The 26,815-nt window shown below is 49.0% G+C and carries 24 protein-coding genes and 1 pseudogene; 21 read left to right on the top strand and 4 right to left on the bottom strand.

What is annotated here, in order from left to right; translation table 11 throughout:
- Nucleotides 1-11 precede the first annotated feature (11 nt).
- The 11 genes from LC073_RS01760 to LC073_RS01710 all read left to right on the top strand — a co-directional run bounded on the left by LC073_RS01760 (nucleotide 12) and on the right by LC073_RS01710 (nucleotide 13,635).
- Nucleotides 12-3,041, top strand: coding sequence for a DUF2339 domain-containing protein (locus LC073_RS01760; RefSeq protein WP_226642750.1), 3,030 nt, complete (start codon nucleotides 12-14; stop codon nucleotides 3,039-3,041).
- A gap of 150 nt (nucleotides 3,042-3,191) precedes the next feature.
- Entirely contained in the window at nucleotides 3,192-6,392 is a 3,201-nt protein-coding gene (locus LC073_RS01755) for a DEAD/DEAH box helicase (RefSeq protein WP_226642749.1), read from the top strand.
- Nucleotides 6,393-6,611: 219 nt separating this feature from the next.
- Nucleotides 6,612-7,553, top strand: a complete 942-nt coding sequence (locus tag LC073_RS01750; RefSeq protein WP_226642747.1) for a COG2958 family protein — start codon at nucleotides 6,612-6,614, stop codon at nucleotides 7,551-7,553.
- Between the two features lie 104 nt (nucleotides 7,554-7,657).
- A complete protein-coding gene (locus tag LC073_RS01745) occupies nucleotides 7,658-8,194 on the top strand; it encodes a hypothetical protein (protein ID WP_226642745.1) in 537 nt (178 codons plus the stop codon).
- 391 nt (nucleotides 8,195-8,585) lie between these two features.
- On the top strand, nucleotides 8,586-8,792 hold the full coding sequence (locus LC073_RS01740; protein ID WP_226642743.1) for a hypothetical protein: 207 nt from the start codon (nucleotides 8,586-8,588) through the stop codon (nucleotides 8,790-8,792).
- 8 nt (nucleotides 8,793-8,800) lie between these two features.
- Entirely contained in the window at nucleotides 8,801-9,055 is a 255-nt protein-coding gene (locus LC073_RS01735) for an OmpW family outer membrane protein (protein ID WP_226642740.1), read from the top strand.
- Nucleotides 9,056-9,215: 160 nt separating this feature from the next.
- A complete protein-coding gene (locus tag LC073_RS01730) occupies nucleotides 9,216-9,647 on the top strand; it encodes a DoxX family protein (protein WP_226642738.1) in 432 nt (143 codons plus the stop codon).
- A gap of 73 nt (nucleotides 9,648-9,720) precedes the next feature.
- Nucleotides 9,721-10,698, top strand: coding sequence for a glutathione S-transferase family protein (locus tag LC073_RS01725; RefSeq protein ID WP_226642736.1), 978 nt, complete (start codon nucleotides 9,721-9,723; stop codon nucleotides 10,696-10,698).
- A 148-nt stretch (nucleotides 10,699-10,846) separates the two neighbouring features.
- Complete coding sequence (locus LC073_RS01720; protein ID WP_226642734.1) at nucleotides 10,847-11,536, top strand: YopT-type cysteine protease domain-containing protein; 690 nt, start codon at nucleotides 10,847-10,849, stop codon at nucleotides 11,534-11,536.
- A gap of 262 nt (nucleotides 11,537-11,798) precedes the next feature.
- Nucleotides 11,799-12,695 (top strand): LysR family transcriptional regulator, encoded by an 897-nt coding sequence (locus LC073_RS01715; protein WP_226642731.1) that lies wholly within the window; start codon nucleotides 11,799-11,801, stop codon nucleotides 12,693-12,695.
- 244 nt (nucleotides 12,696-12,939) lie between these two features.
- A complete protein-coding gene (locus LC073_RS01710) occupies nucleotides 12,940-13,635 on the top strand; it encodes a pirin family protein (protein ID WP_226642729.1) in 696 nt (231 codons plus the stop codon).
- Between the two features lie 150 nt (nucleotides 13,636-13,785).
- Here the strand turns inward: LC073_RS01710 and LC073_RS01705 are convergent, their stop codons facing one another.
- The 4 genes from LC073_RS01705 to LC073_RS01690 form a co-directional block, all read right to left on the bottom strand.
- Nucleotides 13,786-14,928: a flavohemoglobin expression-modulating QEGLA motif protein gene (locus LC073_RS01705; protein ID WP_226642727.1), complete on the bottom strand. Its 1,143-nt coding sequence runs from the start codon at nucleotides 14,926-14,928 to the stop codon at nucleotides 13,786-13,788.
- 166 nt (nucleotides 14,929-15,094) lie between these two features.
- The gene (locus LC073_RS01700) at nucleotides 15,095-15,568 is read right to left on the bottom strand and encodes a GNAT family N-acetyltransferase (RefSeq protein WP_226642719.1); all 474 of its coding nucleotides are present in this window, start codon (nucleotides 15,566-15,568) and stop codon (nucleotides 15,095-15,097) included.
- A complete protein-coding gene (locus LC073_RS01695; RefSeq protein ID WP_226642717.1) occupies nucleotides 15,569-17,020 on the bottom strand; it encodes a RimK family protein in 1,452 nt (483 codons plus the stop codon).
- 247 nt (nucleotides 17,021-17,267) lie between these two features.
- The gene (locus LC073_RS01690; protein WP_226642715.1) at nucleotides 17,268-17,678 is read right to left on the bottom strand and encodes a GNAT family N-acetyltransferase; all 411 of its coding nucleotides are present in this window, start codon (nucleotides 17,676-17,678) and stop codon (nucleotides 17,268-17,270) included.
- A gap of 200 nt (nucleotides 17,679-17,878) precedes the next feature.
- Between LC073_RS01690 and LC073_RS01685 the strand changes: the two genes are divergently transcribed.
- The 10 genes and pseudogenes from LC073_RS01685 (at nucleotide 17,879) to mnhG (ending at nucleotide 26,798) form a co-directional block, all read left to right on the top strand.
- Nucleotides 17,879-18,577 carry a response regulator transcription factor gene (locus LC073_RS01685; protein ID WP_226642713.1) on the top strand — a complete coding sequence of 233 codons (699 nt, stop codon included), beginning with the start codon at nucleotides 17,879-17,881 and terminating at the stop codon, nucleotides 18,575-18,577.
- Nucleotides 18,574-19,974: pseudogene (locus tag LC073_RS21770) on the top strand (ATP-binding protein). The gene LC073_RS01685 and the pseudogene LC073_RS21770 overlap by 4 nt, the downstream one beginning before the upstream one ends.
- A 71-nt stretch (nucleotides 19,975-20,045) precedes the next feature.
- Nucleotides 20,046-20,933 carry a pepsin/retropepsin-like aspartic protease family protein gene (locus LC073_RS01675; RefSeq protein WP_226642711.1) on the top strand — a complete coding sequence of 296 codons (888 nt, stop codon included), beginning with the start codon at nucleotides 20,046-20,048 and terminating at the stop codon, nucleotides 20,931-20,933.
- A gap of 128 nt (nucleotides 20,934-21,061) precedes the next feature.
- Nucleotides 21,062-23,347 (top strand): hydrogen gas-evolving membrane-bound hydrogenase subunit E, encoded by a 2,286-nt coding sequence (gene mbhE / locus LC073_RS01670; protein WP_226642710.1) that lies wholly within the window; start codon nucleotides 21,062-21,064, stop codon nucleotides 23,345-23,347.
- Nucleotides 23,344-23,763, top strand: coding sequence for a Na+/H+ antiporter subunit B (locus tag LC073_RS01665; protein ID WP_226642708.1), 420 nt, complete (start codon nucleotides 23,344-23,346; stop codon nucleotides 23,761-23,763). The genes mbhE and LC073_RS01665 overlap by 4 nt, the downstream gene beginning before the upstream one ends.
- Before the next feature lies 1 nt (nucleotide 23,764).
- Nucleotides 23,765-24,139 (top strand): Na+/H+ antiporter subunit C, encoded by a 375-nt coding sequence (locus tag LC073_RS01660; RefSeq protein ID WP_226642706.1) that lies wholly within the window; start codon nucleotides 23,765-23,767, stop codon nucleotides 24,137-24,139.
- A complete protein-coding gene (locus LC073_RS01655; RefSeq protein WP_226642704.1) occupies nucleotides 24,136-25,656 on the top strand; it encodes a Na+/H+ antiporter subunit D in 1,521 nt (506 codons plus the stop codon). The genes LC073_RS01660 and LC073_RS01655 overlap by 4 nt, the downstream gene beginning before the upstream one ends.
- Nucleotides 25,657-25,658: 2 nt before the next feature.
- Complete coding sequence (locus tag LC073_RS01650; protein WP_226642702.1) at nucleotides 25,659-26,132, top strand: Na+/H+ antiporter subunit E; 474 nt, start codon at nucleotides 25,659-25,661, stop codon at nucleotides 26,130-26,132.
- Nucleotides 26,132-26,467, top strand: a complete 336-nt coding sequence (locus LC073_RS01645) for a cation:proton antiporter (RefSeq protein ID WP_226642699.1) — start codon at nucleotides 26,132-26,134, stop codon at nucleotides 26,465-26,467. Before LC073_RS01650 ends, LC073_RS01645 begins: the two co-directional genes overlap by 1 nt.
- A complete protein-coding gene (mnhG, locus tag LC073_RS01640) occupies nucleotides 26,454-26,798 on the top strand; it encodes a monovalent cation/H(+) antiporter subunit G (RefSeq protein ID WP_152454851.1) in 345 nt (114 codons plus the stop codon). Before LC073_RS01645 ends, mnhG begins: the two co-directional genes overlap by 14 nt.
- The last annotated feature ends 17 nt before the right edge of the window (nucleotides 26,799-26,815 follow it).

The following is a 26,815-nucleotide window of genomic DNA, read 5'->3' as shown; positions in this document are numbered from 1 at the left end:
AAGAGCAAGTTATGGAAAGTGAACTGCTATCACTCCGAGCAGAGCTAGCCCTGCTGGAGAGGGACAATCGACGCCGACTGGAGACCTTCGAGCGACGGCTGTCGGCCCTCGAGACACAACTTCGGCAGTCCAATACAGAAAGAAAAGAAGCTCTAGCAGAGGGCACTGCTGAGTTAGAGGATGAGTTGGCTCTTCTGATAGGCATACATCCCGAACACCGCAAAGCCATAGAGCAGGCTCAGCCAGCTACCATAGTCTATACAACGGCAGAGCCCGAGCTTGAATCTCCCCCTCCAAGATCCGCTAAATCGTCAGCAGCCAGCCCATGGTTGCAGGAAGGATTGGCCCACCTAGTAGAACCAGCCCTGGAACCACTCAACCGCGTGTGGGAGCCCCTTTTGGGCTTTTATCGCCATTACCAGCGTCAGGGTAAGGCTCCGGTATTCTTTATGACCGCAGCCGGCATATTGGCTCTGGTGTTTGGTTTCGCTTATTTGCTGCAGTTCTCTTTTAACAACTATTTGGGTCCAGTTGGAAAGGTTACGCTGGGCTTTCTGGTCGCAGCTACAACAACCTTTGGCGGTGTGACTTTCAGCCGGCGTATGCCTCATATGGCCGACTACGGCTCCGGGCTAATAGCACTCGGGGTAATTCTTCTCTATCTGTGTGGGTACTTTGCTGGGCCCTATTACCAGTTGGTACCTATCCCCATAGGAGTCGGCCTGTTGGTAGTGACAACAGGCCTCTCCTACTTACTCGCCCTGTTATTTGAGACACGAGTGGTGTCTATGGTGACTCTGCTGGGCGGTGCCAGCATGCCTTTGGTGGCGAATCATTTTGATCCATCCGCACTGGTTTATCTCAGCTATTTATTGGCACTCGCCCTCGCCATGCTGCATTTATCCAGGCAGATACGCTGGCCACAGCTTGCGATGGTAACTATGGCACTGAGTGCCGGCATGTTTGAGTTTTCGATCTCAAACCTGGATAAGACTGCCTCAACCTGGGGGCCATTATTAATATTGCACGGTTTCTTTTATGGCTTTGCCCACTATGCCTTGCGAGGACTGCGCACCGAACTAATAGAAACCAAAGGGCTGGAGCGAAAGCGCCTGGTTATTATTGCCGCAAATCTGGTGCTATTTATCCACATCAGCTGGTCCCTGGCCCCCAATAATAATGCGCTGGGTATTGTATGGCTGCTTAACCTTCTCCCCTGGATGGGGCTGGGTATTTATGCACGCTGGCTGTTTGGCTACAGCGCCGCAAGTGTTTCCGCCCGCGTTGTACAGAATATGGCTCTACTACACGGTGGCTTGCTGGCGGGCTTGGCAATCCTGGCGTTGTGCAGCCCCGCTTTGCTGGGGATTGTCTGGTGCCTTGAAGGGTTGTTGCTGATTTTTCTCGGTGCGCGTTTTGGTTTTATCAGTGTAAGAAGCGAGGGCTACATCGCCCTTACTGCCGCAGGCCTTACCATGCTGTGGCAGGCTCTGGCCTGGGTAGTTCGCGGCGTTGTTCCCGCACCAATATTACTGTCATTGAGCGCAGATGCTGGCTGGGGGAACTGGCTGGCACTCTGTGCTGCCGCCTTCGCATTAACCCGGCTGTTGCGAAACTGTACCAACCGGATCACTCCTGCAGAGCACCGTTTAGCCACGATCGCAGATAACGCTTTCGCGGTGCTTTTATCCGCAAGCTTCCTACTATCAGTCGGAATCCTCTGGCCCCAAGGCATGTGGCTGCTTGCCCTTCTGCCGATGGGCTATTTGATCTGGCGCGGCCAGCGCACTGGCTCAGTATTTTGTGAATGGTTGGGACTCAGCCATTACTTACTGCTGTTTGTCCCACTACTGGCGAGTGCATCGATTGTAGGTAACTTACATTTCTACGATCAAATACCTTATGGAAAGATCGCTAGTGTAGAAGCCTTCCTCAGCTTGTGGATGATTGCAGCTCTGTATAAGCACCTGGATATGCAATCCACAGGCTTCTCCCTGGCACTCAATTTGCGCAAGCTGTTTTACGCTTTGTTGCCAATATTTTTCCTACCAACAGTGATTTATAAAGCCAGCGACTACTTCCCCATTGCCATTTGGTTATCTTGCGCTATCGCCCTGGGGCTTTATATATGCCTAAAGCTGGAAGTATTAAAACAGGAACTGCGAATCTTAATTGTAGGCGCAAGCTTTGTAGCAGTGAGCGGCTGTGCCCTGCGGGAATTTGCCAACTGGCAGGGCCTTGCTATGAGTGGGCTGCTGTCGGGGTTAGTATCACTGGCTGCGTTGTTGTGGATCGGTCAAGGGTTGCGGCGAAAGCCAGTTGGCCAGGATTGGCAGTTGACCCTGCACCGTGCACTCAAACCACTCTTTCCTTTGGCTTTTTACTATCTCGCAGCAACGCTGTTTATTATTAGCTATGCGCTGAGCCGGGACTTTACTCTGGCCCTCTTACTTTGCCAGCTATACTTCGCCGGCCTGTATGTTTTTAAACCAAAACTAGCCCCACTGCGCAATCAGTTGACTCCGCTTTATATGTTGAGTCTGCGTCTGTTTGAGTTTATTACCTTGCTACAAGTTGCAGCAGTAATCGTCAATTCCAATAAAGCGCCAATGATAGGGATTTATAATCTGGTGGCCTTCGGAGTTGCTTCGTTGCTGGTTTATCAGCGCTTCTTCGCCAATAGAGCTGTTTGGCCCAATCGTAGACTGTTTAACCTATGGATGCTGCACCTTACAGCAATTCCGCTTTATATCGCTCTGCTGGCACAGTTACTCGAAACCATGTGGCTGCCGGCAATATCTTTTGCCCTGGTGGTACATGCAACACTGCTACTATTCCAGACCCTGAAACCAGATACCCAGCGGTTACTCAAACTTTCACTTATTTTGTACGGCACAGCCGCACTTAAAATTGTGTTTTGGGATATGCAGGACTTTTCTCTGATACAGAAGATTGTGGTCTGTATGCTAGTAGGGCTATGTATGCTGGGTGCGGCATTCCAGTACCAGAAGTTCTTATCCCGATACAGGTTGCCCCAATAGTCAGCCTGTTAACCGGTCCTTATATCGGGAGTTTGGTATCTCCAAGCTTCCGATTGCTTACCTGCCCACTTAAAAGCAGGTACCATTTGCACAGACGACCCCATCAAACCCCGCTGACTAGCCGGCTAGTATTAGGCTGTTCCAAAGAAAATGAATATCCCTATAGACTTTAGAAGTATTTCCCAGCAACTCCCTAGTAATAGCTTAGTTAGAGGAAAAGATTACTTTCGAAATGGCAAAGTCCAGGAATTTAATGTTTCCTATGATGGCAGAACCATCACCGGGAGGGTAAGCGGTTCCTATGCCAGTTACTACAAACAACATATAGAGATAATCGAAGACCCTGTTTTGCGGAGGTTCGAAATTGATGGCGAATGTTCCTGCCCGGTGGGGTACAACTGCAAACATGTAGCCGCTGTACTCATGGCAGCTGTTAATGAAATCCAGAGAACATCCAAGCAGGTGTCAAATAGTACAACCTGGGAGAATTGGCAGAACAATATTACAGGAAAAAAGCGTGAACTCGTGCTGGATTCACCATCACTGCGAGACCTGCTGTACACCTTGGATTGGGATGATCGATATTCCCCTGCACATGCCAGGGTTAATGTCTATTCAGCCCGACCGCTCAAAAAAGGTGGTTATGGTAAGCCTCAGCGCGAGTATTTCCATATCAACAGCAGCCTTGCCACATCAAAAATTGACCAAAAAATTTTTGGCCTCCAGCAACTGTTGTCACAGTCTTTCTTCAGGAAAACCATATCAGGAGAGGAAGGTGGACTTCTGTTGAGAAACTTACTAACCAGTCGGCGTTTCTTCAGCGATATCGACTCTCTAACCCCGATTCATTGGGGGGAAGCGGTCAAACTGGAGCTCAACTGGGAAGAAAGTAAGAACAGCGCACAGTTGCAATTAGATGTGCCTGACCTTCCCGATGGCTGGAAACTAATACCCACCGAACCACCTTGCTATTTTTCACCACAAGAAAACATCATTGGTCCTATCATAAGCCCGGTGGGTGGAGAAGCTCTGAATGACTTAACAACTATGCCCGCCATTTCTAAAAAAGAAATGGGCGATGCTATTACCTTTCTTAATAACTATTATGGCAGTGAACATTTACCTACACCAAAATCACTGCCTATTATACAAGTGAATGATGCTTTGCGGCCGGGCTTAATCCTTAAATCAATCCCCATTCCGGGAGGAATTGGAAGTCTCCATACCGCCAGTTTTCATATTCAGTATGGCCCAGTTGTAATCTGCGCAGAGGAGATTCTTGCAGAGAATCACTCAGAAACTAATGTCTACTCCCAACAAGACAAGCTTTATAGAGTAGAGCGAGATTTCGATCACGAAGCCGCTGTACTGAAAGATCTTTTGGAGTGGCAGTGGAGTTTGGGTGCTAATGAAGCCGGTGAGCCCATTCTGTTTTTCGATGATGGTGAAACCGATCAAACGCCTATAGAGCGCTGGCACGACTTCCTCAATGAGGGTCTTCCAAGACTTGAAGAAGCGGGCTGGATAGTCAAATTCGAAGATGAATTTTCTCTAAAAGTACACGAGGTTGAAGATTGGGGATGGCAAACAGAAGAGTCTACCAATGACTGGTTTTCCCTTAGTGCAACTGTTGATATTGAAGGTCAGCCCATTCATCTGGGCCCACTACTATTACAATATTTGGAATGGGGGTATGAGGCTGACGATGAAGAAGATATTTTAGTACCTCTCGGCTCAGACCAGTATATCCGTCTACCCAATGCACTGTTCCGCAACTTATATGCCGTTTTAGAAGAGTGGTATGACAGCGAATCCCAAAGTTTTAAGGTACCCAAGTTCGCGGTACCGGAGCTGCCTAATGCCGATTCAGCCTGGCAGGGAAATAAAGATCTAAAAGTCCTGGCTAAAAACCTGCAAAAGGGCCCACAAAGTGTAAAGCCTCCCAGAGCCCTGAAGGCACAGTTGCGCCCTTACCAGCAAACGGGTTTTGAATGGCTACAACACCTGCGCAAACTCAATATGAATGGCATCTTGGCCGACGATATGGGCTTGGGCAAGACCTTGCAGGGTTTGGCCCATATACTCAAAGAGAAGGAAAGCCGCCGACTGACCAACCCTGCGCTGGTGGTTGTGCCCACCAGTTTAGTCGGCAACTGGCTCAACGAAGCACAACGCTTCGCCCCCACGTTAAAAACCCTGCTGCTACATGGCAGTGACAGACATGAGCAGTTTTCATTAATCCCTGAATCGGATCTGGTCATCACCACTTACCCGCTTATTGTGCGGGATAGCGAAATATTAAAGGAATATAACTTCCACCTACTGGTTCTCGATGAAGCTCAGGTCATTAAAAATCCCAAGTCCAAAGCGGCACAACTACTCCGCATGATCAATGCACAACACAAGGTTTGCCTAACCGGAACACCATTAGAGAATCACCTGGGCGAGCTGTGGGCATTATTTGACTACCTGATGCCCGGTTTTTTGCACAATCAGAAAAGATTTAACAATCTTTATAGAAACCCTATTGAGAAGCAGGCCAATGAGAGTAAACAGCAGGGTCTAAATCAGAGGATCACGCCATTTATTTTACGCCGCACCAAACAGCAAGTAGCCACAGAACTACCGCCAAAAACAGAGATTATTCAGCGCGTTACGCTTGATTCTGCCCAGGCCGCGCTCTACGAAACCGTGCGCTCCACAATGGAAAAGCGGGTTAGAGACCTAATGAAGAAAAAGGGGCTCAATCGTTCTCATATTGAGATGCTGGATGCCCTGCTGAAACTGCGACAAATTTGCTGTGATCCAGGGCTGGTTAAGCTGGAAAAAGCGAAAAATGTTAAGCAGTCGGCCAAGCTCGAAGCACTGATGGATATTCTCCCGGAAATGGTGGAGGAAGGCCGCAAAATTCTTTTATTCTCCCAATTTACCGAGATGCTGGGAAAAATCGAAACCGCCCTGGAAAAACACTCGATTAACTATGTAAAGCTGACAGGGAGAACCCGCAAACGCCAGGAGGTCATTGACGCTTTTCAGAATGGCGATGTGCCCGTATTTCTGATCAGCCTGAAAGCCGGCGGTGTGGGTTTAAATCTTACCGCCGCAGATACCGTCATACACTACGATCCCTGGTGGAATCCGGCGGTGGAAAACCAGGCAACCGACAGGGCATACCGAATAGGCCAGGACAAACCAGTCTTTGTGTATAAATTTATCTGCGAAAATACCGTGGAAGAAAAAATTATCGAGATGCAGGCACACAAACAGGCCCTGGCGGATGCCATCTATAGCAAAGATGGCAAGACTATCACCATGGATTCTGAACAGTGGCTGTCACTGTTTCAGGAGTAAATCACGTGTTCAGGGCTCCATGGGAGCCCTGATACATCCGAGACAAATCCCCTTCTGGATGGATTCAATCGGTTAATGCCGATAGCGCATCATAACAACCCTTTCTTCATCGATAGTTAAACAAGCCGCCAATTTCAGGTAGGATCACAGTCGTATAAAGGTAAAAACCAAACCGCATCAAAAGGTAAGCCCTTCCGGGACAATAGACAAGGAAGTTTTATGGCCCTAAATCTACGCGAAAGCGTTTTTACAATCCTGCGTGAATACCGCGAACAGAAATTGACCGCCCGCCAGATCGCGGAAAAAATACTGGAGTTTCACCCCAAGGCCTGCGCAGAAAAACTGGCTCGCAGCGACTCGCTGAATAATCAAAGCGAGCTGCTACAGCAGATCGCCGCCGAGATCGGCGCATCCCGCCCGCGCCTGCAAAAAATCCACCCACAAATAAAAACCCTGGAAACCCGGCCGCGCAAATTCTATTACAGCGAGGCCAGCGCCGGCGAGGAAATCGCCCGCGCGGAATCTGCCCCGGCAAGCGCCACTAGAAATACCCTCGCCCGCAAAAAGCACAGTGAGGCACAACTCTACCCGCTGCTCAGCGAATACCTCTATGCCGAATTAAATCTGTACAGCAAGCGTATCGACGAAAGGCGCAGCTCCAATAACAAGGGCCCCAATGGCAATCGCTGGCTCTATCCGGATATTGTCGCCCTGGAGGATCTCACCAACGGTTGGGATGCAGAGATCCTCGCCTGCGCCAGCCAATACGCGGATAAACGCACCCGTCTCTGGTCCTTCGAGGTCAAATGCCTACTCAACCGCGCCAACAGCCGCGAGTGCTTTTTCCAGGCCCTGTCCAACTCCTCCTGGGCCAATCTGGGATATCTGGTGGCCGCCGAAATTGAAGGCAGCGACACCCTAAAAGAACTGCGCCTGCTCTGCGCCGCCCACGGTATCGGCTTAATGCTGCTGGATGCCGAAAACCCAGCGGAAAGCCAAATCCTGATCCCCGCCCGCGAGCGCGCGGCCATCGACTGGGATATCGCCAACCGCCTCGCGGAAGAAAACAAGGACTTCCTCGCCTATATCAAAAATATCCGCCACTTCTACCAAACCGGCGACCTGCGCCGCTCGGATTGGCAAGCCACTGGCGACGAGTAAGCAGCACCTAAGGCCATGATTAATGCCTTTTAAGAAGTTAATGAATCAGACTTTTAACGAACTAATGAACTAATGGATTCAATACAGGAGAAGTTTGTAGAACCATGAGAAAATTTTCCATCTCGAAGCCTACAAGAGAACATATTGAAAAGATTCTCTTAAATGTTAGCTATCTATATTTAACTTTAGTTATCTACCAAGTGTACACCGAAGGCGATATTTTTGACCTTCAGTACCTATCCAACCTAGACATGCAAAATGCCAACACCATTTTCGCGACCAGCTTTCTTGCATTCTTATTTATTTCTTGTTCAGCCTGTATTATTTATCGCATACGATACCTACATACCGGCAAACCTTTCCTATCTGAACCGCAGAAAAAATACCTGTCCAAAATCAACTCAGATATTTGGTATAGCTATTTTTTCCTTTTTATTTTTCAACTATCTACTGAGGGTGATATTTTTGACTACCAGTATTTCTCCAGCTTGTTCAACCAAAGCGACGCCTTTATCCCAGCAGGTATTCTCATTGCACTCTGCATGATGATTTACCTCTTGGGGATCATTTACCATACCTGGCTTCTGCTAAAGCTATCCTTAATTCAGCACCAATCAAATTCAGTTGGTGAGCAGGGGTAAAGCTGCCTATTTTATTGGCGAACGAAAGACATTTGTGTTTGGCTTTATAAACCAATTGAATATTGGTTACATTTCAGAAGCGAGCAGTCAAAAATGAAAGAACAAAAAAATAAACGGTACTCATCTACCAAATTTCACAGAAACCATTCCCCACCAACAATTCTTGCCTTACAACCTGCTCACTTGTTGCACGGACACACCTAAAGTAGGAACTTTCTCACAATAAAAATGTGAAGCATCTGCGCAAAACCTTCCCCCCTCCGCTCAATTTCCTCTGAACGACAATCACATTCAACCTCCATAAAAATAGCTGTCAAAAAAAAGCGCTTTTTTTCACGGCTACACTGATTACGTACCCCCAAATTCGGCTGGATACACAGGGAAGTGAGAGATGAAAGGCTTCGGACTGGCAGCAACGCTTTTTGCCACCTTATTAACCAGTAACTCGACGCTAGCGGACTACCCAAAAGGGGAGTTTACCTTTGGCGCTGCTGCGGTCGCCCCCAATGACGACTCCGATACTCTATTTTTAAACGACAGTGCATTACGCCCAGTTTTTCAGCAAGTATTTCGACCATACGACCCAGAACTACTTTGAGACGGTACTTGAGGCTGAGTCACGGGCTAGATGAAAGCTGGGTTATTCCTGGGGGAGTTGGTATTAATGTTGCCTTTGGCAGGGACAGCCGCTGGCTGTTCAATGCTGCTATTTGGTACCTGGATATTGATACCGAAGCAGAGACCCACTTTCGATCCGGCGTTGATGTTAGATCCAGCATCCATCTGGATATAGACGTGGATGTGGATATTGATCCCTTTGTTTTCTCCCTAGGGGGTTGGATTGCACTTCTGAGACCCTAACAACCCAGGTTCATCCTCTTTCATTCTACCAAACCGAATGAATAGGTCTAAAAAGACTAATTTTCATTCTGTTAAATATAAATAAACTGCTCCATAACGACAGCGATAACCCACTTAGAGCACAGCTCTATCGGCCTTTCACAGTTTAAGGAGCATTAAAATGACCACTTCTACTTTATCCACAGCCCAGCCCAGTACTAACCACAAGCTATTCGCCGACATCGCAGATCTGAGTGGGCGTATCGGCCTGGCGGCGATATTCTTACTGGCTGGTGTGAACAAGATTCAGAACTATGAGGGCAGTGCCCAGTACTTAGCCATGGGCGGCCTACCGGAGTTTCTGTTGCCACTGGTGATTTTGTTTGAGATTGGTGGCGCCTTGGCGTTGATCATGGGTTTTCAGGTGCGCCTTACCGCACTAGCCTTTGCCGGCTTCAGTCTGCTGACCGCGGTTATGTTTCACAACAACCTGGCCGACCAGATGCAGTTTTTGATGTTCTTTAAGAACCTGGCTATGACCGGCGGCTTCCTGGTACTGGCCGCCCATGGTGCCGGACGCTTTAGCCTGGACAGACGCAAAAGTACCGTTTAGTAATTTGCCCAACTTAGTATTTGCCCTGGCTACCCAGGGCCGGTTACCAGCGATACTGATTCAGGAGAACAACATGGGACTTTTAGTAAACGGCCAATGGCAAAACCAGTGGTACGACACCAAAGATTCAGGCGGTGCCTTCAAGCGGGAGGCCGCCCAACTGCGCAATTGGATTACCAGTGATGGCAGCGCCGGACCCAGTGGTAAAGATGGCTTTAAGGCGGAATCCGGGCGCTACCATTTGTACGTTTCCCTGGCCTGCCCATGGGCCCATCGCACACTGATTTTCCGCAAGCTGAAAAAGCTGGAGGAACATATCAGTATTTCTGTGGTAAGCCCGGATATGCTCGAACAGGGCTGGAGTTTTAATACCGATGAAGGCAGCAGCGGCGATGCGCTGTTTGGCTATCAATTCTTACACCAGCTATATACCCGCAATAAGGCCGATTACAGCGGGCGCGTGACTGTACCGGTGCTCTGGGATAAACATCAGAGCTGTATTGTCAGCAATGAGTCCTCTGAAATCATTCGTATGTTTAACAGTGCCTTTAATGAAATAAGCGGGGATACTCAGGACTTTTTCCCAGAGGACAAACAAGAGGAAATTGAGAATATTAATCAACTGGTATACGAGAATATCAACAACGGCGTATACCGCAGTGGTTTTGCCACCACCCAGGAAGCCTATGAACAAGCCTACACTAATTTGTTTAATGCTCTGGATCAGGTGGAAAGCATTTTAGCCCAGCAACGCTACCTCGTTGGTGAGGAAATTACCGAAGCAGATTGGCGACTATTCACAACCCTAATTCGCTTTGATTCGGTCTATCACGGTCACTTTAAGTGCAATCGCCAGCGTCTGGAAGACTTCCCCAATCTGCGCAACTATGTGCGAGAGCTATACCAGTGGCCAGGTGTTGCCGATACCGTCGACTTTCACCATATCAAACGGCATTACTATTTTAGCCATACCATGATCAACCCAACCCAAGTGGTCCCAGTGGGGCCTGATCTCGACTATAGCAGCCCATTTAGCCGCACCAATGGTTAGCCTATTCTTTTAATGGTCACTCTCTTTTTGTTGATTGATGACAGCCTGGTAATTCACTAGCTTTGCTCAACAGCTGTTTGCACATTGCCTGCATATTTGATCAGTACACTGGTTTTGAGAATAAGCAGTCACAAATAAAGAGAAAAACATGCCAAAAGACTCTGGAGCCTCTCAATTCGGTGGCCAGCTGACATGGAAATTTAGTCAAGGTGATTACGGCAAAATCACTAAAAAGCATCCTCACACCAAGGGCGGAATCTGTGAGGCATTGTCGGTAAGTTGGATTAGTAAAGCGATGCAATCTGGTCTTCAGGATGCGCTATCCACCGGAGGAAGTATCGATAGCACAAAGATGGCCGTTGTGGCACAGCGCTTTGCCTCCATGTATCGATTCAAATTTATGAATGGTACCGAGGGCCGCCCCAGTAATGCCCATGAGATGATGCGGGAAACAACGCAATATTTAGTATCGCAGGGTTTTGAACATTTACGTCAAGTGGGTAATGGAATCGCAACAAAGAAAGTCAGCCCCTCTTTGGATGAGCAATTTACCACGGCGTTTGGCGGCTTTGAGGCCAAGGAATATTTCACCCAGCAATCTCAGACACTTTTTTGTGTGTTGAGAACGGCAGGTACCGGGTGGGGGCATGCCATGGCATTCCGTGTTACTCCAACCACCGATAAAATTACTTACTTTTTCGACCCCAATAAAGGCGAGTTCAAGTTTTTGCGTTATACCCAATTTCGAAAGTGGTATGAACAATATCATCGCCAATCCAGTATTTATCGAACCTCGCGTGCGATTGGATTTGACGTGTTTAAGCATAAGGATCGATAAAAAAAGGGCCAACCAGTATTTGCTAGCCTTCAATTGGGCTAATTCTCAGATTGATACGGCACAGGGACGTGCTGTTATCTTGCAGTTTCCCTCACCGCCTCTCCGTTGAGAAAAATTTCTCTTTATCAATTGCTTTCTTCTCTAAAGCAGAGATTTCTTAAGAGCATTCGAACATTTTCCCTCTAAAAACTTCACTATTATTCGATTTAGTCGAATATTAAGATATTCTTCAAGAGAACATCTATCAGCGAGAGAAAGGCCCATGCAAAAGACCACCTTGGAACAATGGAGAATGTTCAAGGCCGTTGTAGATGCCGGCGGCTTTAACCAGGCAGCCTCCGTGGTTCATAAGAGTCAATCCAGTATTCACCATGCGGTCACAAACCTGGAAAGTGCACTGGGTATCAAGCTGTTTGAGGTGACGGGACGTAAGGTAGTACTCACTGAGGCTGGCCGCCTGATGCTGCGCCGTGGCAAGTTCCTGCTGGAGGAGGTCTCCCGTATTGAGGCCATTGCGGACTCCCTCAGCGATGGAGTGGAGTCCGAGTTACGCATCGCCGTAGATGGAGCCTTTCCGCAGAAAGTGGTCTTTCAGGCTTTAGAGAAAGTGTCGGGAATCTACCCCCAGGTCAATATTGATATTATCGACACGGTTTTATCTGGTACTAACGAATTAATCCAGGAGGGCCTTGTCGATCTGGGCCTTTCGGCCTTTACCATGGACGATAGCCTCAATGATGAAATCTGCCGCATTGAATTTGTGGCAGTCGCTCACAAGGCGCACCCACTACTCAGGTTTGAGCGTGAACTGACATTTGAAGACCTTAAATCCTATCGGCAAATTATTGTGCGGGATTCGGCGATACAGACAAATCGGGATTCCGGCTGGCTAGGTGCTGAGCAACGCTGGAAAGTGGGCAGTTTGCGTGCCTCTCTGGATCTTATCGCACAGGGTATGGGATTTGCCTGGCTGCCTATGCCATTAGTGGCGGACTTACTGAATGACGGCACCCTGAGGCGACTGCCCCTGAAAAAAGGCGGGGCGCGTTCTACCAGTTTTTATTTAAATTTCAAAGACCAGGATAAGTTGGGGCCCGTAGCTCGGGAATTTATTGGAGAGCTCCGTCTACTCACCCTGGAAATGCCAACTTCTGAATAATATCGCCCATGCACTTTTCCCCGCCCCACTCTTCTCCTCTCCATTATTCTTTAATTCGCTCTCTCCTTTTAGTGGGAGAAAACGATGGGTAGTGGGAGAAAGCGATGAGGATAGGCTTCTCACTAAACGCTATTCATTCGAATAGAGCGAATTTTCAGTCCTTTTTTATCTGATATTTATTCTAGTCTCCCCTAGCTATCATAGCCCTAACACTATTTCTTACCTCACAGATGAGGATTAGGCTATGTACTACTTCAGACCTTCACAGGAACGTGGGCAAGCCCGTTTTGGCTGGTTAAACAGCAAACATACTTTTTCTTTTGGACACTATTACAACCCCAAACATATGGGCTTTTCCGCACTGCGCGTAATCAATGATGACACGGTTATGCCTGGAGCCGGATTTAATACTCACGGCCACCGGGATATGGAAATTATTTCCTATACCCTACAAGGTGCGATTGAACATAAGGACAGTGAAGGCAACCGTTTTGTGGTGCCAGCTGGTGAGATCCAGAGGATGAGCGCCGGTTCTGGCATTACCCACTCGGAATACAACCATTCAAAGTCAGAACAGCTGAAGTTCCTGCAAATATGGATTGAGCCAAATCGCCGAGGTGTAAAACCTAGCTACGAACAGAAGTCGATCACACAGCACGGTAAGCTGACCGCTCTGGTGACCCCCGATGGAAGAGATAACACGCTTTCCATACATCAGGATGCCAGTTTATACCGCCTACAATTAAAAACCGGGGAAACTATTACATTAGACACCCGTGAGCGCCCCGGCTACTTACATGTCATTGATGGTGAAGCCCGTGTAAATGATAAATCGATACTGGCATCGGGAGATGGTCTGGGTCTATTCAAAGAGCAAATACAACTTCAAGCTGTAAGGGATGGTATTACCGCGCTGTGGTTTGATCTGCCCGCCAACTGAGTTTGGCTCTAGATTCCAACAGTAAGCGCACTACAGATCGTTATTGATACCTCGTTGTTTAACTTTTAATAGACGAGGTATCTCTTTTTTTAATCGCCCTTTGTGTTTACCAATTTCATGTATTCCTTACCCCGCTGAGTTCCTAAAAAGTTATTTAATCGCATGAGCGATAAAACGCTTGACCTCATCAATAGGCTGCGGCTCCTTTATCGCCGGGCTGATAAATTGTGGTGCGCGCAGATAGCCTTTATCGATCAAACGAGAAATAAGAGGCAGACATTCTATTGAGACCTTTCCGGCCATAAGGTTATTGAAATCCTTGCGGGTTTCCAAGGCATTTAACATCTGGTGGAAACCTTGTAGGTAAAGGTAGTCCTTTGTGAAACCACCGCCTCGATAAACCCTGGTGGTAATCGTAAAGGCCAGGTTTTCTTCCACCTGATATTGCTCTTTGAGCAGAACAAAAGTGCGCTTGAAATCCCTATCCTGCAACATGGATTGCACCGCGACTACCCGCAGCGCCAATACCTTTAATCTCGGCAAGGTGAGATAGCCGGCCAAGTATTCACACAGGATCGCCAACCCTTCCTGGGAGGTTGTATTTACCGGACAGCCAAGTTCAAGAACTCTCAGCGGTTGACTGCGGGCGTTGAGCGTAGTCACCAAGTGAACACCTAATTCATGGTGCGCTAGAGCAGAAACCTCTGTTTCCGAGACATTGGCATGGGAGTTGATTTTAACCGTACTACCAGCGACCAAGGCATTGGCAATCATGCGATCATCAGTGCGAATATCGTAGGTGTAACCCTGCTTATTAGCGAAGTCACTGAGAAACTGCATCATCTCATCGGCATTGAAAAAACGATCATCACTGGGCTCCAGATCATCCGGCAAATGCAAAATAAAATCCGCATTGTTCACATCCTTATCCGTTGGCTCCCCAAAGTAACGCAGGGAATCATAGACGAAGTCGCCCGTGCCTACAGAGCGAAACTGATCCAGTTTGTCAACATATGACTCAACTATATCGCTATAAAGCTCGGTTAAATCCTCATCTGGCAGAGCCTCGATGGGAAGCGCATAGAGTGCCCGCTTACGTTGGAATATATCCACTTCGTGTTCTGCGTAAACAAACTGTGGATTCGTGGAGAAATTTGTGGAGAAAAAAGCCTGCTTTTGTTCCCGAAAATTTTTGGGTTCAATAGCCGCGAGAATTTCCACTCCGCGCACCAATTCAAATAATTTCTGATCAAGGGCTTTTAATTCTGGGTGTTCACTGGGAGATTGGTGCACGTTTATAGCCTTTACATTTGAATTTTAAGGTCGAAAATGGAGCCTTTGCCAACTATCAATACCCGTATTTCTGGCATCCTACCCTCTCATGTTTATATGGGCACTGTCCATCCGGCATAGCGAGGAGCCATGCCGATCTCAGGTTGTCTTAACTCGCCTTCCAGACTCAGACTTCCTCGGCAGTAATTAACACACAAATCATGCGTAGAGCATCACATCCGTTTTCATAGTAGCCCGGAAGCCGTGCTTTGAGTTCAAATCCGCTGTCCTTATAGAGTTTTTGCGCAGAGTGATTATTGGTATCCACTTCGAGTTGCCAGTATTTATAGTTATTACAGTTTAAGTAATCTTTAAATGCTTCGATCAATGCCCTGGCGAACCCCTTACCGCGGTACTCCTGCCGTACCGCAAGAGAATAAAGACGCGCCGGGCGAGGTAACTTGGGCGTCAGACAAATTCCGTAACCAACGATATCACCCTGAAATTCTATCAACAGGCAACAGGCTTTAGCCTTTATCAGCAGGTAGCGCATTTGCCTTCTATTTAATAGATCTGTAGTAAAGCTGTCATGCTCAATAGAGAGCAGATGATTTAGATCACCGATCTGTGCTGGTCGAATAGCGTATTGTTCCGTCGGCATCTACTGCGCCCCACGCAATTCCAAGCGACGAAGAAACTCCGACATAATCTGCATGTAAAGCTCTTCCCCCAAATATTTGTCTTCAATACCTTGATCAATATTGGGGTTGTCATTCACTTCGATCACGTAGGCGTGATTATCCTTCAATTTAATATCTATACCATACAGCCCTTTTCCTACCACGGCTGCGGCTTTCAGTGCAGCGTTCAACACACTACGAGGTGTTTCAAAGGTGGGCAGTGTGTCAAAGTTTCCACTCGTGTGCCGCTTGACCCCATGGTTGTAAATCTGCCAGTGATTACGTGCCATATAATATCGGCAGGCATAAAGCGCACGGCCATTTAATACACCGATACGCCAATCATAATCTGTATAAAGATATTCCTGCGCCAAAACAAGGGCCGAGTTTTTAAAGAGATCCTTCAATTTGTCGATAAGCGACTCACGATTATCGACCTTAAAAACCCCTCTGGAGAAAGATCCTTCAGGTAATTTTAAAACGATTGGATAACCCAGCTCACGCTCCAATTGATCCAAAGTACTGGGATCTGCTCGATTGACTACCAGAGTCTTCAGAGAAGGCACTTTTTGATAATGGAATGCATCGTGTAAAAAAACCTTGTTACAGCAGCGCAGGATGGAGTCTGGATCATCGAGCACTACAAGACCATTCTGTTCCGCTTCACAAGCCAGACGGTAGGTATGGTGATCGATCGCCGTGGTTTCTCGTATAAACAGAGCGTCATACTGGTTAATTTGGGAAATTTCACCCGCCGTAACCACATCCACCTGCATTCCAAGCCTTCTACCCGCCCGGATAAAACGCGAGACGGCGCCTTGGTTGCTCGGCCTGGAAGCCTCCTGTGGATTCACCAGCATCGCCAGATCCCAGCGGTATTTCTTCCGGCTGCTCTGCTTTCTCCAGCGAATACGTGCGTATTCCCCTAGGACTTGCCAGCAAAAATGGCGCTCCTCTGTGTTTAGCTGGGCCAAGCCAATACGCTGAACCAGGATCAGGACATTACCTTGGTCGGCACTCAAGGTAACTTCTAGCAAGGGCACTGGATACTGTTGGAATATTGTGGTGGCTAAGGTCTTCAGGCGGGGGTCTTCCACCTCTCCCATACAGATTAATGCGCGAACGGGTTTCTCATCGCGAAAAACCTCTTGATCAACGCGCTCAGCCTTGATCCAGATGCCCTGTTCATCGCCATTGCGCAGGGTGTTGATTACCCGCACAGAGGGGAGAACATCATGTCGGCGCGCCTCCGCCAAGAGAGAGCAGTAGTAGCCCTGACTCAAGTAACGGCGGGTATCGCACAAGTTGATAATACGTATCCGATTCTCATGCAGTTTGGGGTAATCGCGGAGGTAATCTTCAAACGACAGGGTATTGGCTGGCAGGTCGGCGACATCCAGATCGTCATCGACCACAAGCAGGGTAGTATACATAGTCAGAACTTATCAAAGCGATGCTTGAGCACATCAGGAACTGACGGGGTGGGCACCAGCGGAAACACTAGTAAAGGCCTTCGACCCTTGAAGCTTGGGTCGATTTGGGCGAAGAATACTCGCAGGTGCGCCCGAGCTCCAAGCATTTTTTAGCTTCCCTTTGATAACCCCCTGATAACCATCTGATAACCATCTTGTAACCGCCCCAGCTCCCCCGAGACGGTGGCCATTTGGCTTACCCTTTGCCTCAACGAAGCGTCATTTCCGGGCCTAACTCCCAACACTGACTGTTATTCTCAAATCCAATTTTGGGGTAATAATCCTGCGCTTGGGGAGCGGAAAGTAAAGTGAGCCAGCAGTGCGGCCCCAGCGCCTCTTGGGTATAGCGGATCAGACTCTTTCCGATCCCTTTCCCTTGGTAACTCTCATCCACCGCCAGGTCAGACAGGTAACAGGCAAAATGAAAGTCGGTGAGTGATCTCGCCACGCCGACCAGGAGGTTTCCCGCCCAGGCGCCAACCAACAAATTGGCATTTTTTACCATAGCATCCATGCAATCGAGATCATGAATAGGACGGCGCTCGGCCAGGGTGGATCGTTTTAGCAGATCGATAAATTCTTCAGTACTTATCGGTGAGTTTATGCGGTAGTCGATCATCAATACTCTCTGGTGATACAGACATGCGGCTGTGGATTTGAATAACGTGTGGATAGCTGTTTATAAGCTAAACGCCCAGATCACTGTGCTCTAGACGTATTTAAAGCCTGTTTTGTTCGAGGATCTCGGCGCATCCAGCTATTGGCAGGAGTGCCGGGGTAATATACTGATTTTTCACACGCCTAGATATATTTCCATTTATGTCCACAGAATCCTACTCCATCCTCTATGTGGAAGATGACAAAAGCAGTTCTGAAATCTTTGTACTCTATTTACAAAAACAGGGTTATCGGGTGCTGCATTTCGATAACGCTCCTGTAGCCGCCAAGGCACTGAGCAATCTCAAAATAGACTTGGCTATTTTGGATGTGATGCTGCCGGGTGGTGATGGGAGGGACCTATTGCGCCAGGCGGTAGACAAGAATATTCCCTCGATTATGGTCACCGCCCGGGTCGACGAGGAGGACCGCCTGGAAGGTTTTGACCTCGGTGCCGATGACTATGTGTGTAAGCCCTACAGCCCCCGCGAACTGCTCTCCAGAGTCGCGGCCCTACTGAAGCGCAGCAAGCGCGGACAACAGAGCGACAGGCTGCGATTCGAGGGGCTTGAAATAGACCTGGCTGAGAGGCAGGTGTTTTGCGATGGGGCACAGATCAAACTCACTGCGGTGGAATTCGCCCTGCTCACCGCCCTCGCCGAAGCCTCCAACAGAGTACTTAACCGAGAGCAGTTGCTCGACAAGGTCTGGAACGCCCATGCGGAAATTACAGACCGCGCCATTGACACCCATATCACCAACCTGCGAAGGAAGCTGGGAGAAAATCGTCGCTCACCGCGATTTATTGCCACTCGCTATGCCCAGGGTTACCAGTTTATTGGGCGCAGGATATTATCGTGAAACTGACCAGTAAAATTGCGCTACTGGTAGCCAGTAGTACCCTGGCATTATTGGGAAGTTATTATTTGCTCTCACTGATCAGCACCAACAATGCGATTGTGGATTTCCAGAAACGCAGCGCCGTCGTCATAGGCGATGCCTTACTAGAGGATACGCAGGTACAGGCAGCAATACGCCAGCAATCTCAGCTCCACACAGTGGGAGAACTCCTCTCCTTCTTAAACAAGCAATACCCTGAGCAGCTTTTTGCCGTATTCGATGAGCAAAAACTGGTTGCCAACAATTTTGACCGCGCCGCGCTCACGCTGACCAGCACACCCCTGGAGAGCGGAGTCCAGCTCACATTAACCGACCGGGGTGGACACCAGAGTGTGGTGCTCTTTAAAAATCCCGGCTTCAAGATTGAACTGGGAGCCGTGCAATTGACTCTTTACTGGCTGCCGCAGGCCCTGGCCGAACAAGGGCGAGAACAAGGCCGGTTCAAGGAACAACTCAACAATAACTTCACCCTGACCTTGTTGGCGCTGTCTCTCCTGGCGATAGGTTTGTCTTGGCTTGGAGCCTGGTACTTTCTGCGCCCACTGAAAATCCTGCGTACTAATTTCCACCGCTTAGAACAGGGCCATCTGGAGACACGTATGGTGGTTGCCCGGCGCGATGAAGTGGGGGAAATTATCCATAGTTTCAACCATCTAGCTGCTTGGCTGCAGGAAATGAACCGACAATACAAGCAGATGAGCTCCGACCTCGCCCACGAATTACGTACACCACTTACCGGAATACAATCCCGTATTGAGGCGATGCAGGACGAAATAGTCCCGACAACCCACGAGCAACTAGAACATCTTCTTGTTGATCTGGCGGCAATCAAACGGATTGTGGAGGATCTCAACCTACTTTCCCTAACCGAGGCACGACAGCTAAAAATTCATCCCCAGGCGGTTGTACTGGCCGATGTAATCGCCGAGATCCACTGCAACTATCAGGAAAGAGCCCAAGCGGCTCACATGAAGATGCCTTTGGAAATAACCGACCGGCGCAAGGCTCTGGTCGATGTGAGCCGCTTGCGCCAGATTCTCACCAATTTGCTGGATAATGGCTTCAAATACGCTGCCGAGGAGGGTTACCTAGGTATCCGCGTGCTGTCTGAAAATGAGTGGATTGTTATTCAAGTGACAGATCGGGGGCCCGGCCTGAACTAAGAGCAACAAGATAATCTATTTGAACGCTTTTACCGCCAGGACCCGGCGCGTAGTGACAAGAAAAGCCTGGGACTGGGACTCGCCATCAGCCGGCAACTGGCCGAACTGATGTCCGGTAGCCTGACCGTATCCAGTGAAATTGGTCAGGGTTGTACCTTCACACTACGTTTCCATGCACAAATGCAGAATTCTTAATAATTCCCTGACATTTCCCCCAGATAGTGTTCTCGTAGATCAGTGAATAGCAGTACGAGGGGGAATACCTTATGAAAACCATCGTTTCTTCTTTGGCCATTGCGGCCATCATTGCCGGTTGCAGCACCATCCGGGCGCCGGTACAAGCCCCATTGACCAGTCTCCCCATGAAAATGACCTCTGCCGGCCACGCCTATGTTTACGGGGACATCGATCAGGTGCAGGACTACCCATTAATAATTGATACAGCCGCCAATTTTGGCGTACTGCCGGAGAGATTACAGGGAAAACTTCAATTAGCAGAAGAAGATCTGCACATAGAAGAGATTCAAGGAGCGACGGGTAAAAGAGAGATGATGCGTGGCACAGTGGGTCATACCTCCCTACGAGGAGAGACTGTGCCCAATATCGACTTTATTTTTCAGGATATGCAAAGCCTGACCCTGAGCAATGGCTTGATACCAGGAATTATCGGTCACAATTACCTGCGCCACTATTGTATTGAATTCGACTTTATCCACAGCCAATTCAATCTTGCCAAGGGCGGCTGCCCAACTGGCAAGGTAGAGAGTCTCAGAGCGCTACCCTTTCACATCGAAGACGAATTTATCAAACTGCAGGCCAGTTTTGCGGGTGAGAATATAGATGCAATCCTCGATACTGGTGCCCACCACAGCTTTATCAACAGTGCTCTATTACCCCTGCTACGAAATGTAGAGCATGGAAAACAAAGCACCAGCTCAGGTCTTGGCGGACATCAACAAAATAAAACAGAAATACAGCAGGTGAATTATAAGCTAGGAAATTATTCCATTCTGGAGCCCATTATGTTTGTTGCAGATCTCTCGGTTTTCGATGATCTAGGTTATAACAACAAACCCATTTTGCTATTGGGCCTGGATCTTTTCAGAAGCGGACGCTTGATTATCGACTACCAAAATAGAAACATCTATTTTTAATCTTCGGCCTGAGCCTACAGGCCATTGATACCAAAAAAAGCTTTCTTTTTACAATGGCGCCTCAATCCTATACCTGCCCTTCTGCCAATTCCCACCTAAAATAGGTCGAGGCAATTAGGGATGGAATGATGGGTGCAGTGAGCGACAGGGAAGGTCGCGTGAGTGAACAGGCCACACCGGGGAGATGGATATCATTAATCTCACCCATAGCTCCGGCTATTGTCACGATTATTTTGATGGCGCATATGCCAGACATCTCCGCCGGGAAGGAATTTTCCTTTGGTGTTACCTGGGTTGCAGCACTGGGCATTTCCCTGCGTTTTTATATCGATGGCCTGAGCTTCCTTTTTGCCTTGTTAATCAGTGGTATTGGTGTTTTTGTTGCTATCTATGCTGCCGCTTATATGCGCGGAGATCCCGACTTGCGCCGTTTTTACGGTTACCTATACCTATTTATGGTTGGGATGCTGGGACTGGTACTGGCGGGCGATTTAATCACCCTGTTTGTATTCTGGGAAATCACTACCATTTCCAGCTATCTGCTGATTAGCTATAACAACACTAGCGCCATTGCCCGCCGCTCCGCTCTACAGGCTTTACTGATCACCACACTGGGTGGGCTTTGCTTACTTGTGGGGTTGCTACTACTCGCTTCCGTGGCGGGTAGCTTCGATTTACTACAGATATTGGCTGCCGGCAAGACGGTGCGGGCAAACCCTTTGTATTTACCGATCCTGATTTTGATACTGATCGGCGCCTTCTGTAAGTCTGCACAGCTGCCCTTTCATTTCTGGCTGCCCAATGCCATGGCCGCCCCTACTCCGGTGAGCGCTTACCTACACTCCGCCACCATGGTAAAAGCCGGAATCTACTTACTTGCGCGTATGCACCCGGTGTTAGCACATACCGAGTATTGGGAGTGGATTTTAACTTGTACCGGCGCCGCCACGGCGGCGGTGGCAGCCTTGGCGGCATTGCGCCAAACCGATCTGAAGCTGGCCCTGGCGTACACTACCCTGATTGCGCTGGGTACCTTAACTATGTTCTTAGGCTCAGATGCTTCAGCCGCAGTAGCCGCCGCCATTACGTTTCTTATCGTACATTCCTTTTATAAAGCCGCTTTGTTTATGGTGGTGGGCATTATCGATAAACAGACCGGCACTCGTAGCCTCAATAAACTGGGTGGACTCGGCCACTCAATGCATATCACTGTGATAGCCGCCTCTGCAGCAGCGCTTTCCATGGGTGGCTTCCCGCCTTTTCTTGGCTTTATTGGCAAGGAATTAAAATATGAGGGTGCCCTGGCAGTAGCATCCGAGCCCGCCCTGGTTGCCACCGTAGCGGTTTTTGTCAATGCCGTTACTGTGACCGTTTCGGGAATGGTGGCGATAAAACCTTTCTGGAAAAAGAAGCCACAGCATTTACCCTCGGTCCAGGAGGCGCCAATAGGCCTGTGGATAAGCCCATTAATTTTGAGCGGCTTGGGGCTTACATTTGGCTTGGCTCCAGATCTTATTGGCGGCGGCCTGGTGGAACCGGCGTTGAGTGTGATTTTAGGCATTCCAGAGACCATCAAGCTTAAGTTGTGGCATGGTATTAATATCCCTCTGTTGATGAGTATTCTCACTTTTGTTTTGGGGGTCATTATGTATCTGGGGCTGCGCCACATGCGCGCGTGGCTGGCCTGGGATTTCAGACATGCACCGACCAACGCCGATGAGATATGGGATAAATGCCTGGATCTACTCAAAGCCTTTGCCGCGCTGCAGACCCGCATCCTGCAAAACGGCATCATGCGACGCTACCTGACGGTCATTTTTACTACCGTATCCCTAGTGCTCGCCTATGCCTTGATTCGCGGTGGGCAATTTCCCCTGGAGTATGCTTGGCCACGCCTGAATTTGAAGGAATGGGCGGCTTTGTTGTTGACGGTGGGGGGGGCCTATATGGCGGGTTCCGCACGCAAACCGCTGATCGCTATCTGTGCCCTCGGCGCCTTGGGTGTGGGCGTCGCCCTGATTTATTTATTCCTTGGCGCACCAGACGTAGCCATTACCCAACTTCTTGTGGAAACCCTGTACTTGGTGCTGGTGGCGGCAATCTTGCCGCGGCTACCGGTGTTTAATCCCGGCCGCAAGGTGATCTTCCGCCCACGGGATGCCACACTCGGGGCTATATTGGGCTTGCTGGTAACCTTTAGCCTTTTGGCGGTACTGCAAACGCCGCTCGATAGCCCAACAACTGAATTTTTTGAAAAAACCTCTGTGCCCGAGGCCCATGGCCGCAATATTGTCAATGTGATTTTGGTGGACTTTCGCGCACTGGATACCTTCGGCGAAATTATTGTTGTTTTTACTGCTGCCGTAGCGGCGGTCACTCTACTCGGTCATCAATTACGGCGAGGTAAACAGTGAACTCGCTGATACTGCAAACGGCAACCCGAGTGCTGGTAGCACTGATCCTGGTGTTCTCCATTTATATGTTACTGCGCGGGCATAATTATCCCGGTGGGGGATTTATTGCCGGCTTAATTGCCGCCTCGGCATTTGTTCTCTTTGCCATGGCTTGGGGCATGGAGGCGGCACAGAGTGCCCTAAAAATTCCGCCGAGTAACCTCGCCGCATTTGGCGTATTCATCGCAGCGATATCAGGAATGCTGGCTCTGTTCTCTGGCGAGGCGCCATTTTCAGGACAGTGGCTACAAGTAACCGGTGATAAAAATTCCGGTGGTCTCACTCTCAGCAATGTGCTGATTTTCGATATCGGCGTTTATTTGGCGGTACTCGGTGCTGTTTTGACCCTAATTTTTGCCCTGGAGGAGCCCGGTTAACATGGAAGGCCCACTCGCTCTTGTTGTCGGCATATTGATCGCCACCGGTGTTTATCTGATGTTGGCTAGGAATTTATTGCACTACCTGTTTGGGCTGATATTAATTAGTAATGCTGCCAACTTGGCGATTTTTGTCGCAGGGCGAGTCACTCGTGCTGCGCCACCATTAATCCCGCAGGGTATGGAGGTAGCCCCGGAACCGATCGCCAATCCCCTACCCCAGGCACTGATTCTCACCGCGATTGTGATTGGCTTTGGTTTGCTGGCTTTTGCTCTGGCTCTGATAACCCAGGCTTACAAGGTACTCGGTACCCTGGATGTAGATACCATGCGTATCGCCGAGCCGGTTCCGCCCAAGAGGGAACAATCCTCTTGAGCTGGTTACTCGCCCTGCCCTTTCTGATACCTATCCTCACCGCACTTGCCGCATTTCCGGCACGCGCAAGAAAACTTCTTTGTGGCTTTATTTCAGTTTTTGGTTGTGCACTTTTACTGACCACAACCATTGTCATTCTGGTCTTGGTGGAGACTGGAGGCACCCGTGCAGCACAAATGGGCGATTGGGCTGCACCGTTTGGCATCACTCTGGTGGCCGACCGACTAAGCGCCATTATGCTCGTGATCAGTGGCATCGTGGGCTTCTGTGTTTCCCTATTTTCTTTATCTGATATCAGAAAATACCGGGTTAAACTGGGTTTTCACAGTTTCTTTCAGCTATTACTGGCCGGAGTCTGCGGAAGCTTTATAACTGGGGATTTATTCAATCTATATGTCTGGTTTGAAGTGATGTTAATCGCTTCCTTCGCACTACTGGTGCTTGGTGGTGATCGTATCCAATTGGATGGTGGGATTAAATATGTCGCATTAAACCTGGTATCCACATTGCTGATGTTGACCTCTATCGGAATGACTTATGGGTTGACCGGCACCCTAAATATGGCCCAACTGCATATCTCCCTGGCCGCTGTGGATAATCCCACAGCAGTTTCTGCACTGGCGGTATTATTTATTTGCGCGTTTGGCATTAAGGCTGCGATTTTTCCCTTATTTTTTTGGTTGCCCGCCTCTTACCATACCCCTCCGGTAACGGTAACCGCGGTCTTTGCCGGCCTGCTGACGAAGGTAGGGGTTTATACTCTGATACGCACCTTCACCCTAATTTTCCCCAGTGAACTGCAATTCCCCCATACTATTTTGCTGGGTACCGCATTGCTTACCATGCTTACCGGCGTATTGGGTGCGGCGGCACATTACGAGTTTCGCAAGATCCTCGCCTTTCATATCATCAGCCAAATCGGCTTTTTAGTACTTGGCCTTGCGCTTAACTCCCCACTGGCACTGGCTGGGGCAGTCTTTTATATGATTCACAACATCGTTGCCAAGACTAACTTATTTCTTATTAGTGGCACTGCCAAGCGCCTTACCGGTAGTTTCGAATTAAGTGAAATCGGTGGTCTTTACCGGGCGAGCCCACTGCTTTCTTTCTTTTTCTTTATCGCCGCCTTCAGCCTGGCAGGGTTTCCACCGCTGTCAGGTTTTTGGGCCAAGTTATTGTTAGTGAAGGCGAGCCTGGACCAGGCCGCTTATTTCGTTGTTGCCGTGGCCCTGATCACCGGCATCCTTACTTTGTTCTCTATGAGCAAGATCTGGGCAGAGGCCTTTTTAAAGGACCACCCGAAAGATTATTGCCAGAGCCTGCAAGATATCCCACGGTATGAACGCTATGAGCGCCTGCTACCTGTAGCATTTTTGGCGTTGATTACCCTGGTACTCGGACTGATTCCTGGCCCCTTGATTGATTATTCACTGGCAGCTGCCGGGGAGCTGTTAAAGCCAGGAGAATATATTGAGGCAGTACTGGGGCTGGATATCCAGTATGTGGGAAACCGCTGATTATGCATGTATTTTTACTTAATCTAATCCTAGCCATTAGCTGGTCGGCATTGACCGGCAATGCGACGCTGGCAAATTTTTGTTTTGGTTTTTTCCTCGGTTACCTGGCATTGCGGGTTTCTCCCAAAATTCCTGATGGGACCAAGTATTTTCAACGCCTGCCACGTTTTATCCGTTTGGCCAGTTTTTTTCTACAGGAGTTGGTGGTTTCAAGTTTGCGCGCCGTCATTGAGGTAATCTCACCAAAACTGCAAAGCCGCCCTCTGGTGGTACGGATTCCTTTGGAAATCACCGATCAAACTCAGATTTTTATACTGGCCAACCTGATTTCACTGACACCGGGTACCGTAGTGCTGGAGATTACCCCGGATAACTCTGAATTATTGGTGCACACCATGTTCGTGGATGATCCAGATATTTTCCGCGAAGAAATCCACCAAGGTTTTGAAAAGCGAGTACGGGAGGCATTTTCCTGATGCACAGTACTATCGTTGATATCAACGCGCCGTTAATTGTAGCGGCCATTTATATCTCTTCGCTAATTCTACTACTGGCACTGGCCATGTGTTTTATGCGTATTTTTCTCGGGCCGACACTGGCGGACCGGGTTGTAGCCCTCGACGTACTCAATATTCTCGCGGTGGCTTATTGTGCACTTTTAGCTATTGCCTCTGGAGAGCCGGCCTATCTGAGTGCGGCTATTGCCCTGGCACTGGTGGCTTTCCTGGTGAGTGTGGCTTTCGCCCGCTTTATCGAAAAAAGTGGTAAAAAAACTGTTCTACATGAGGGAGGCGGCGGTGGTTTTCGATGAAATATTTATCGCCACCTTGTTGCTGGTGGGCAGCCTGTTCGGTTTTAGTGCAGCCTTGGGCTTGTTGAGGATGCCAGATTTCTACACCCGTATGAGTACCTCGGGCAAGGCCGCCACCCTGTGCTGCGGACTGTTGTTGGGAGGCGTGGCCGCAATGTTCCACGATACCCAGGTGACCGCGCGCGCGGTGGCGGCATTGCTGTTCCTACTTTTTACCGTGCCCATAGGGGTTCATATGATTGCGCGAGCCGCCTATCGCGTAGGCACCCCGATGTGGCGGGGCAGGACCGCCAGCCCCCGCTTCAAAAACCCGAAGAGGGACTTAAAGTAACTCCTGCCCTAGCCGGT

This window comes from Microbulbifer variabilis, assembly GCF_020524905.1.
Taxonomy (GTDB): Bacteria; Pseudomonadota; Gammaproteobacteria; order Pseudomonadales; family Cellvibrionaceae; genus Microbulbifer; species Microbulbifer variabilis_A.
This window is presented reverse-complemented; position numbering and strand designations above follow the sequence as displayed.

Excerpts from the sequence above, each read along its gene's own strand:
- LC073_RS01745 (WP_226642745.1), top strand. The coding sequence starts at position 7,658 with ATGAGAAAATTTTCCATCTCGAAGCCTACAAGAGAACATATTGAAAAG.
- mbhE (WP_226642710.1), top strand. The coding sequence starts at position 21,062 with ATGGGTGCAGTGAGCGACAGGGAAGGTCGCGTGAGTGAACAGGCCACA.
- LC073_RS01725 (WP_226642736.1), top strand. The coding sequence starts at position 9,721 with ATGGGACTTTTAGTAAACGGCCAATGGCAAAACCAGTGGTACGACACC.
- LC073_RS01760 (WP_226642750.1), top strand. The coding sequence starts at position 12 with ATGGAAAGTGAACTGCTATCACTCCGAGCAGAGCTAGCCCTGCTGGAG.
- LC073_RS01720 (WP_226642734.1), top strand. The coding sequence starts at position 10,847 with ATGCCAAAAGACTCTGGAGCCTCTCAATTCGGTGGCCAGCTGACATGG.
- LC073_RS01645 (WP_226642699.1), top strand. The coding sequence starts at position 26,132 with ATGCACAGTACTATCGTTGATATCAACGCGCCGTTAATTGTAGCGGCC.
- LC073_RS01750 (WP_226642747.1), top strand. The coding sequence starts at position 6,612 with ATGGCCCTAAATCTACGCGAAAGCGTTTTTACAATCCTGCGTGAATAC.
- LC073_RS01755 (WP_226642749.1), top strand. The coding sequence starts at position 3,192 with ATGAATATCCCTATAGACTTTAGAAGTATTTCCCAGCAACTCCCTAGT.
- LC073_RS01685 (WP_226642713.1), top strand. The coding sequence starts at position 17,879 with ATGTCCACAGAATCCTACTCCATCCTCTATGTGGAAGATGACAAAAGC.
- LC073_RS01700 (WP_226642719.1), bottom strand. The coding sequence starts at position 15,568 with ATGCCGACGGAACAATACGCTATTCGACCAGCACAGATCGGTGATCTA.
- LC073_RS01740 (WP_226642743.1), top strand. The coding sequence starts at position 8,586 with ATGAAAGGCTTCGGACTGGCAGCAACGCTTTTTGCCACCTTATTAACC.
- LC073_RS01675 (WP_226642711.1), top strand. The coding sequence starts at position 20,046 with ATGAAAACCATCGTTTCTTCTTTGGCCATTGCGGCCATCATTGCCGGT.
- LC073_RS01695 (WP_226642717.1), bottom strand. The coding sequence starts at position 17,020 with ATGTATACTACCCTGCTTGTGGTCGATGACGATCTGGATGTCGCCGAC.
- LC073_RS01690 (WP_226642715.1), bottom strand. The coding sequence starts at position 17,678 with ATGATCGACTACCGCATAAACTCACCGATAAGTACTGAAGAATTTATC.
- LC073_RS01715 (WP_226642731.1), top strand. The coding sequence starts at position 11,799 with ATGCAAAAGACCACCTTGGAACAATGGAGAATGTTCAAGGCCGTTGTA.
- LC073_RS01730 (WP_226642738.1), top strand. The coding sequence starts at position 9,216 with ATGACCACTTCTACTTTATCCACAGCCCAGCCCAGTACTAACCACAAG.
- LC073_RS01660 (WP_226642706.1), top strand. The coding sequence starts at position 23,765 with ATGGAAGGCCCACTCGCTCTTGTTGTCGGCATATTGATCGCCACCGGT.
- LC073_RS01710 (WP_226642729.1), top strand. The coding sequence starts at position 12,940 with ATGTACTACTTCAGACCTTCACAGGAACGTGGGCAAGCCCGTTTTGGC.
- LC073_RS01650 (WP_226642702.1), top strand. The coding sequence starts at position 25,659 with ATGCATGTATTTTTACTTAATCTAATCCTAGCCATTAGCTGGTCGGCA.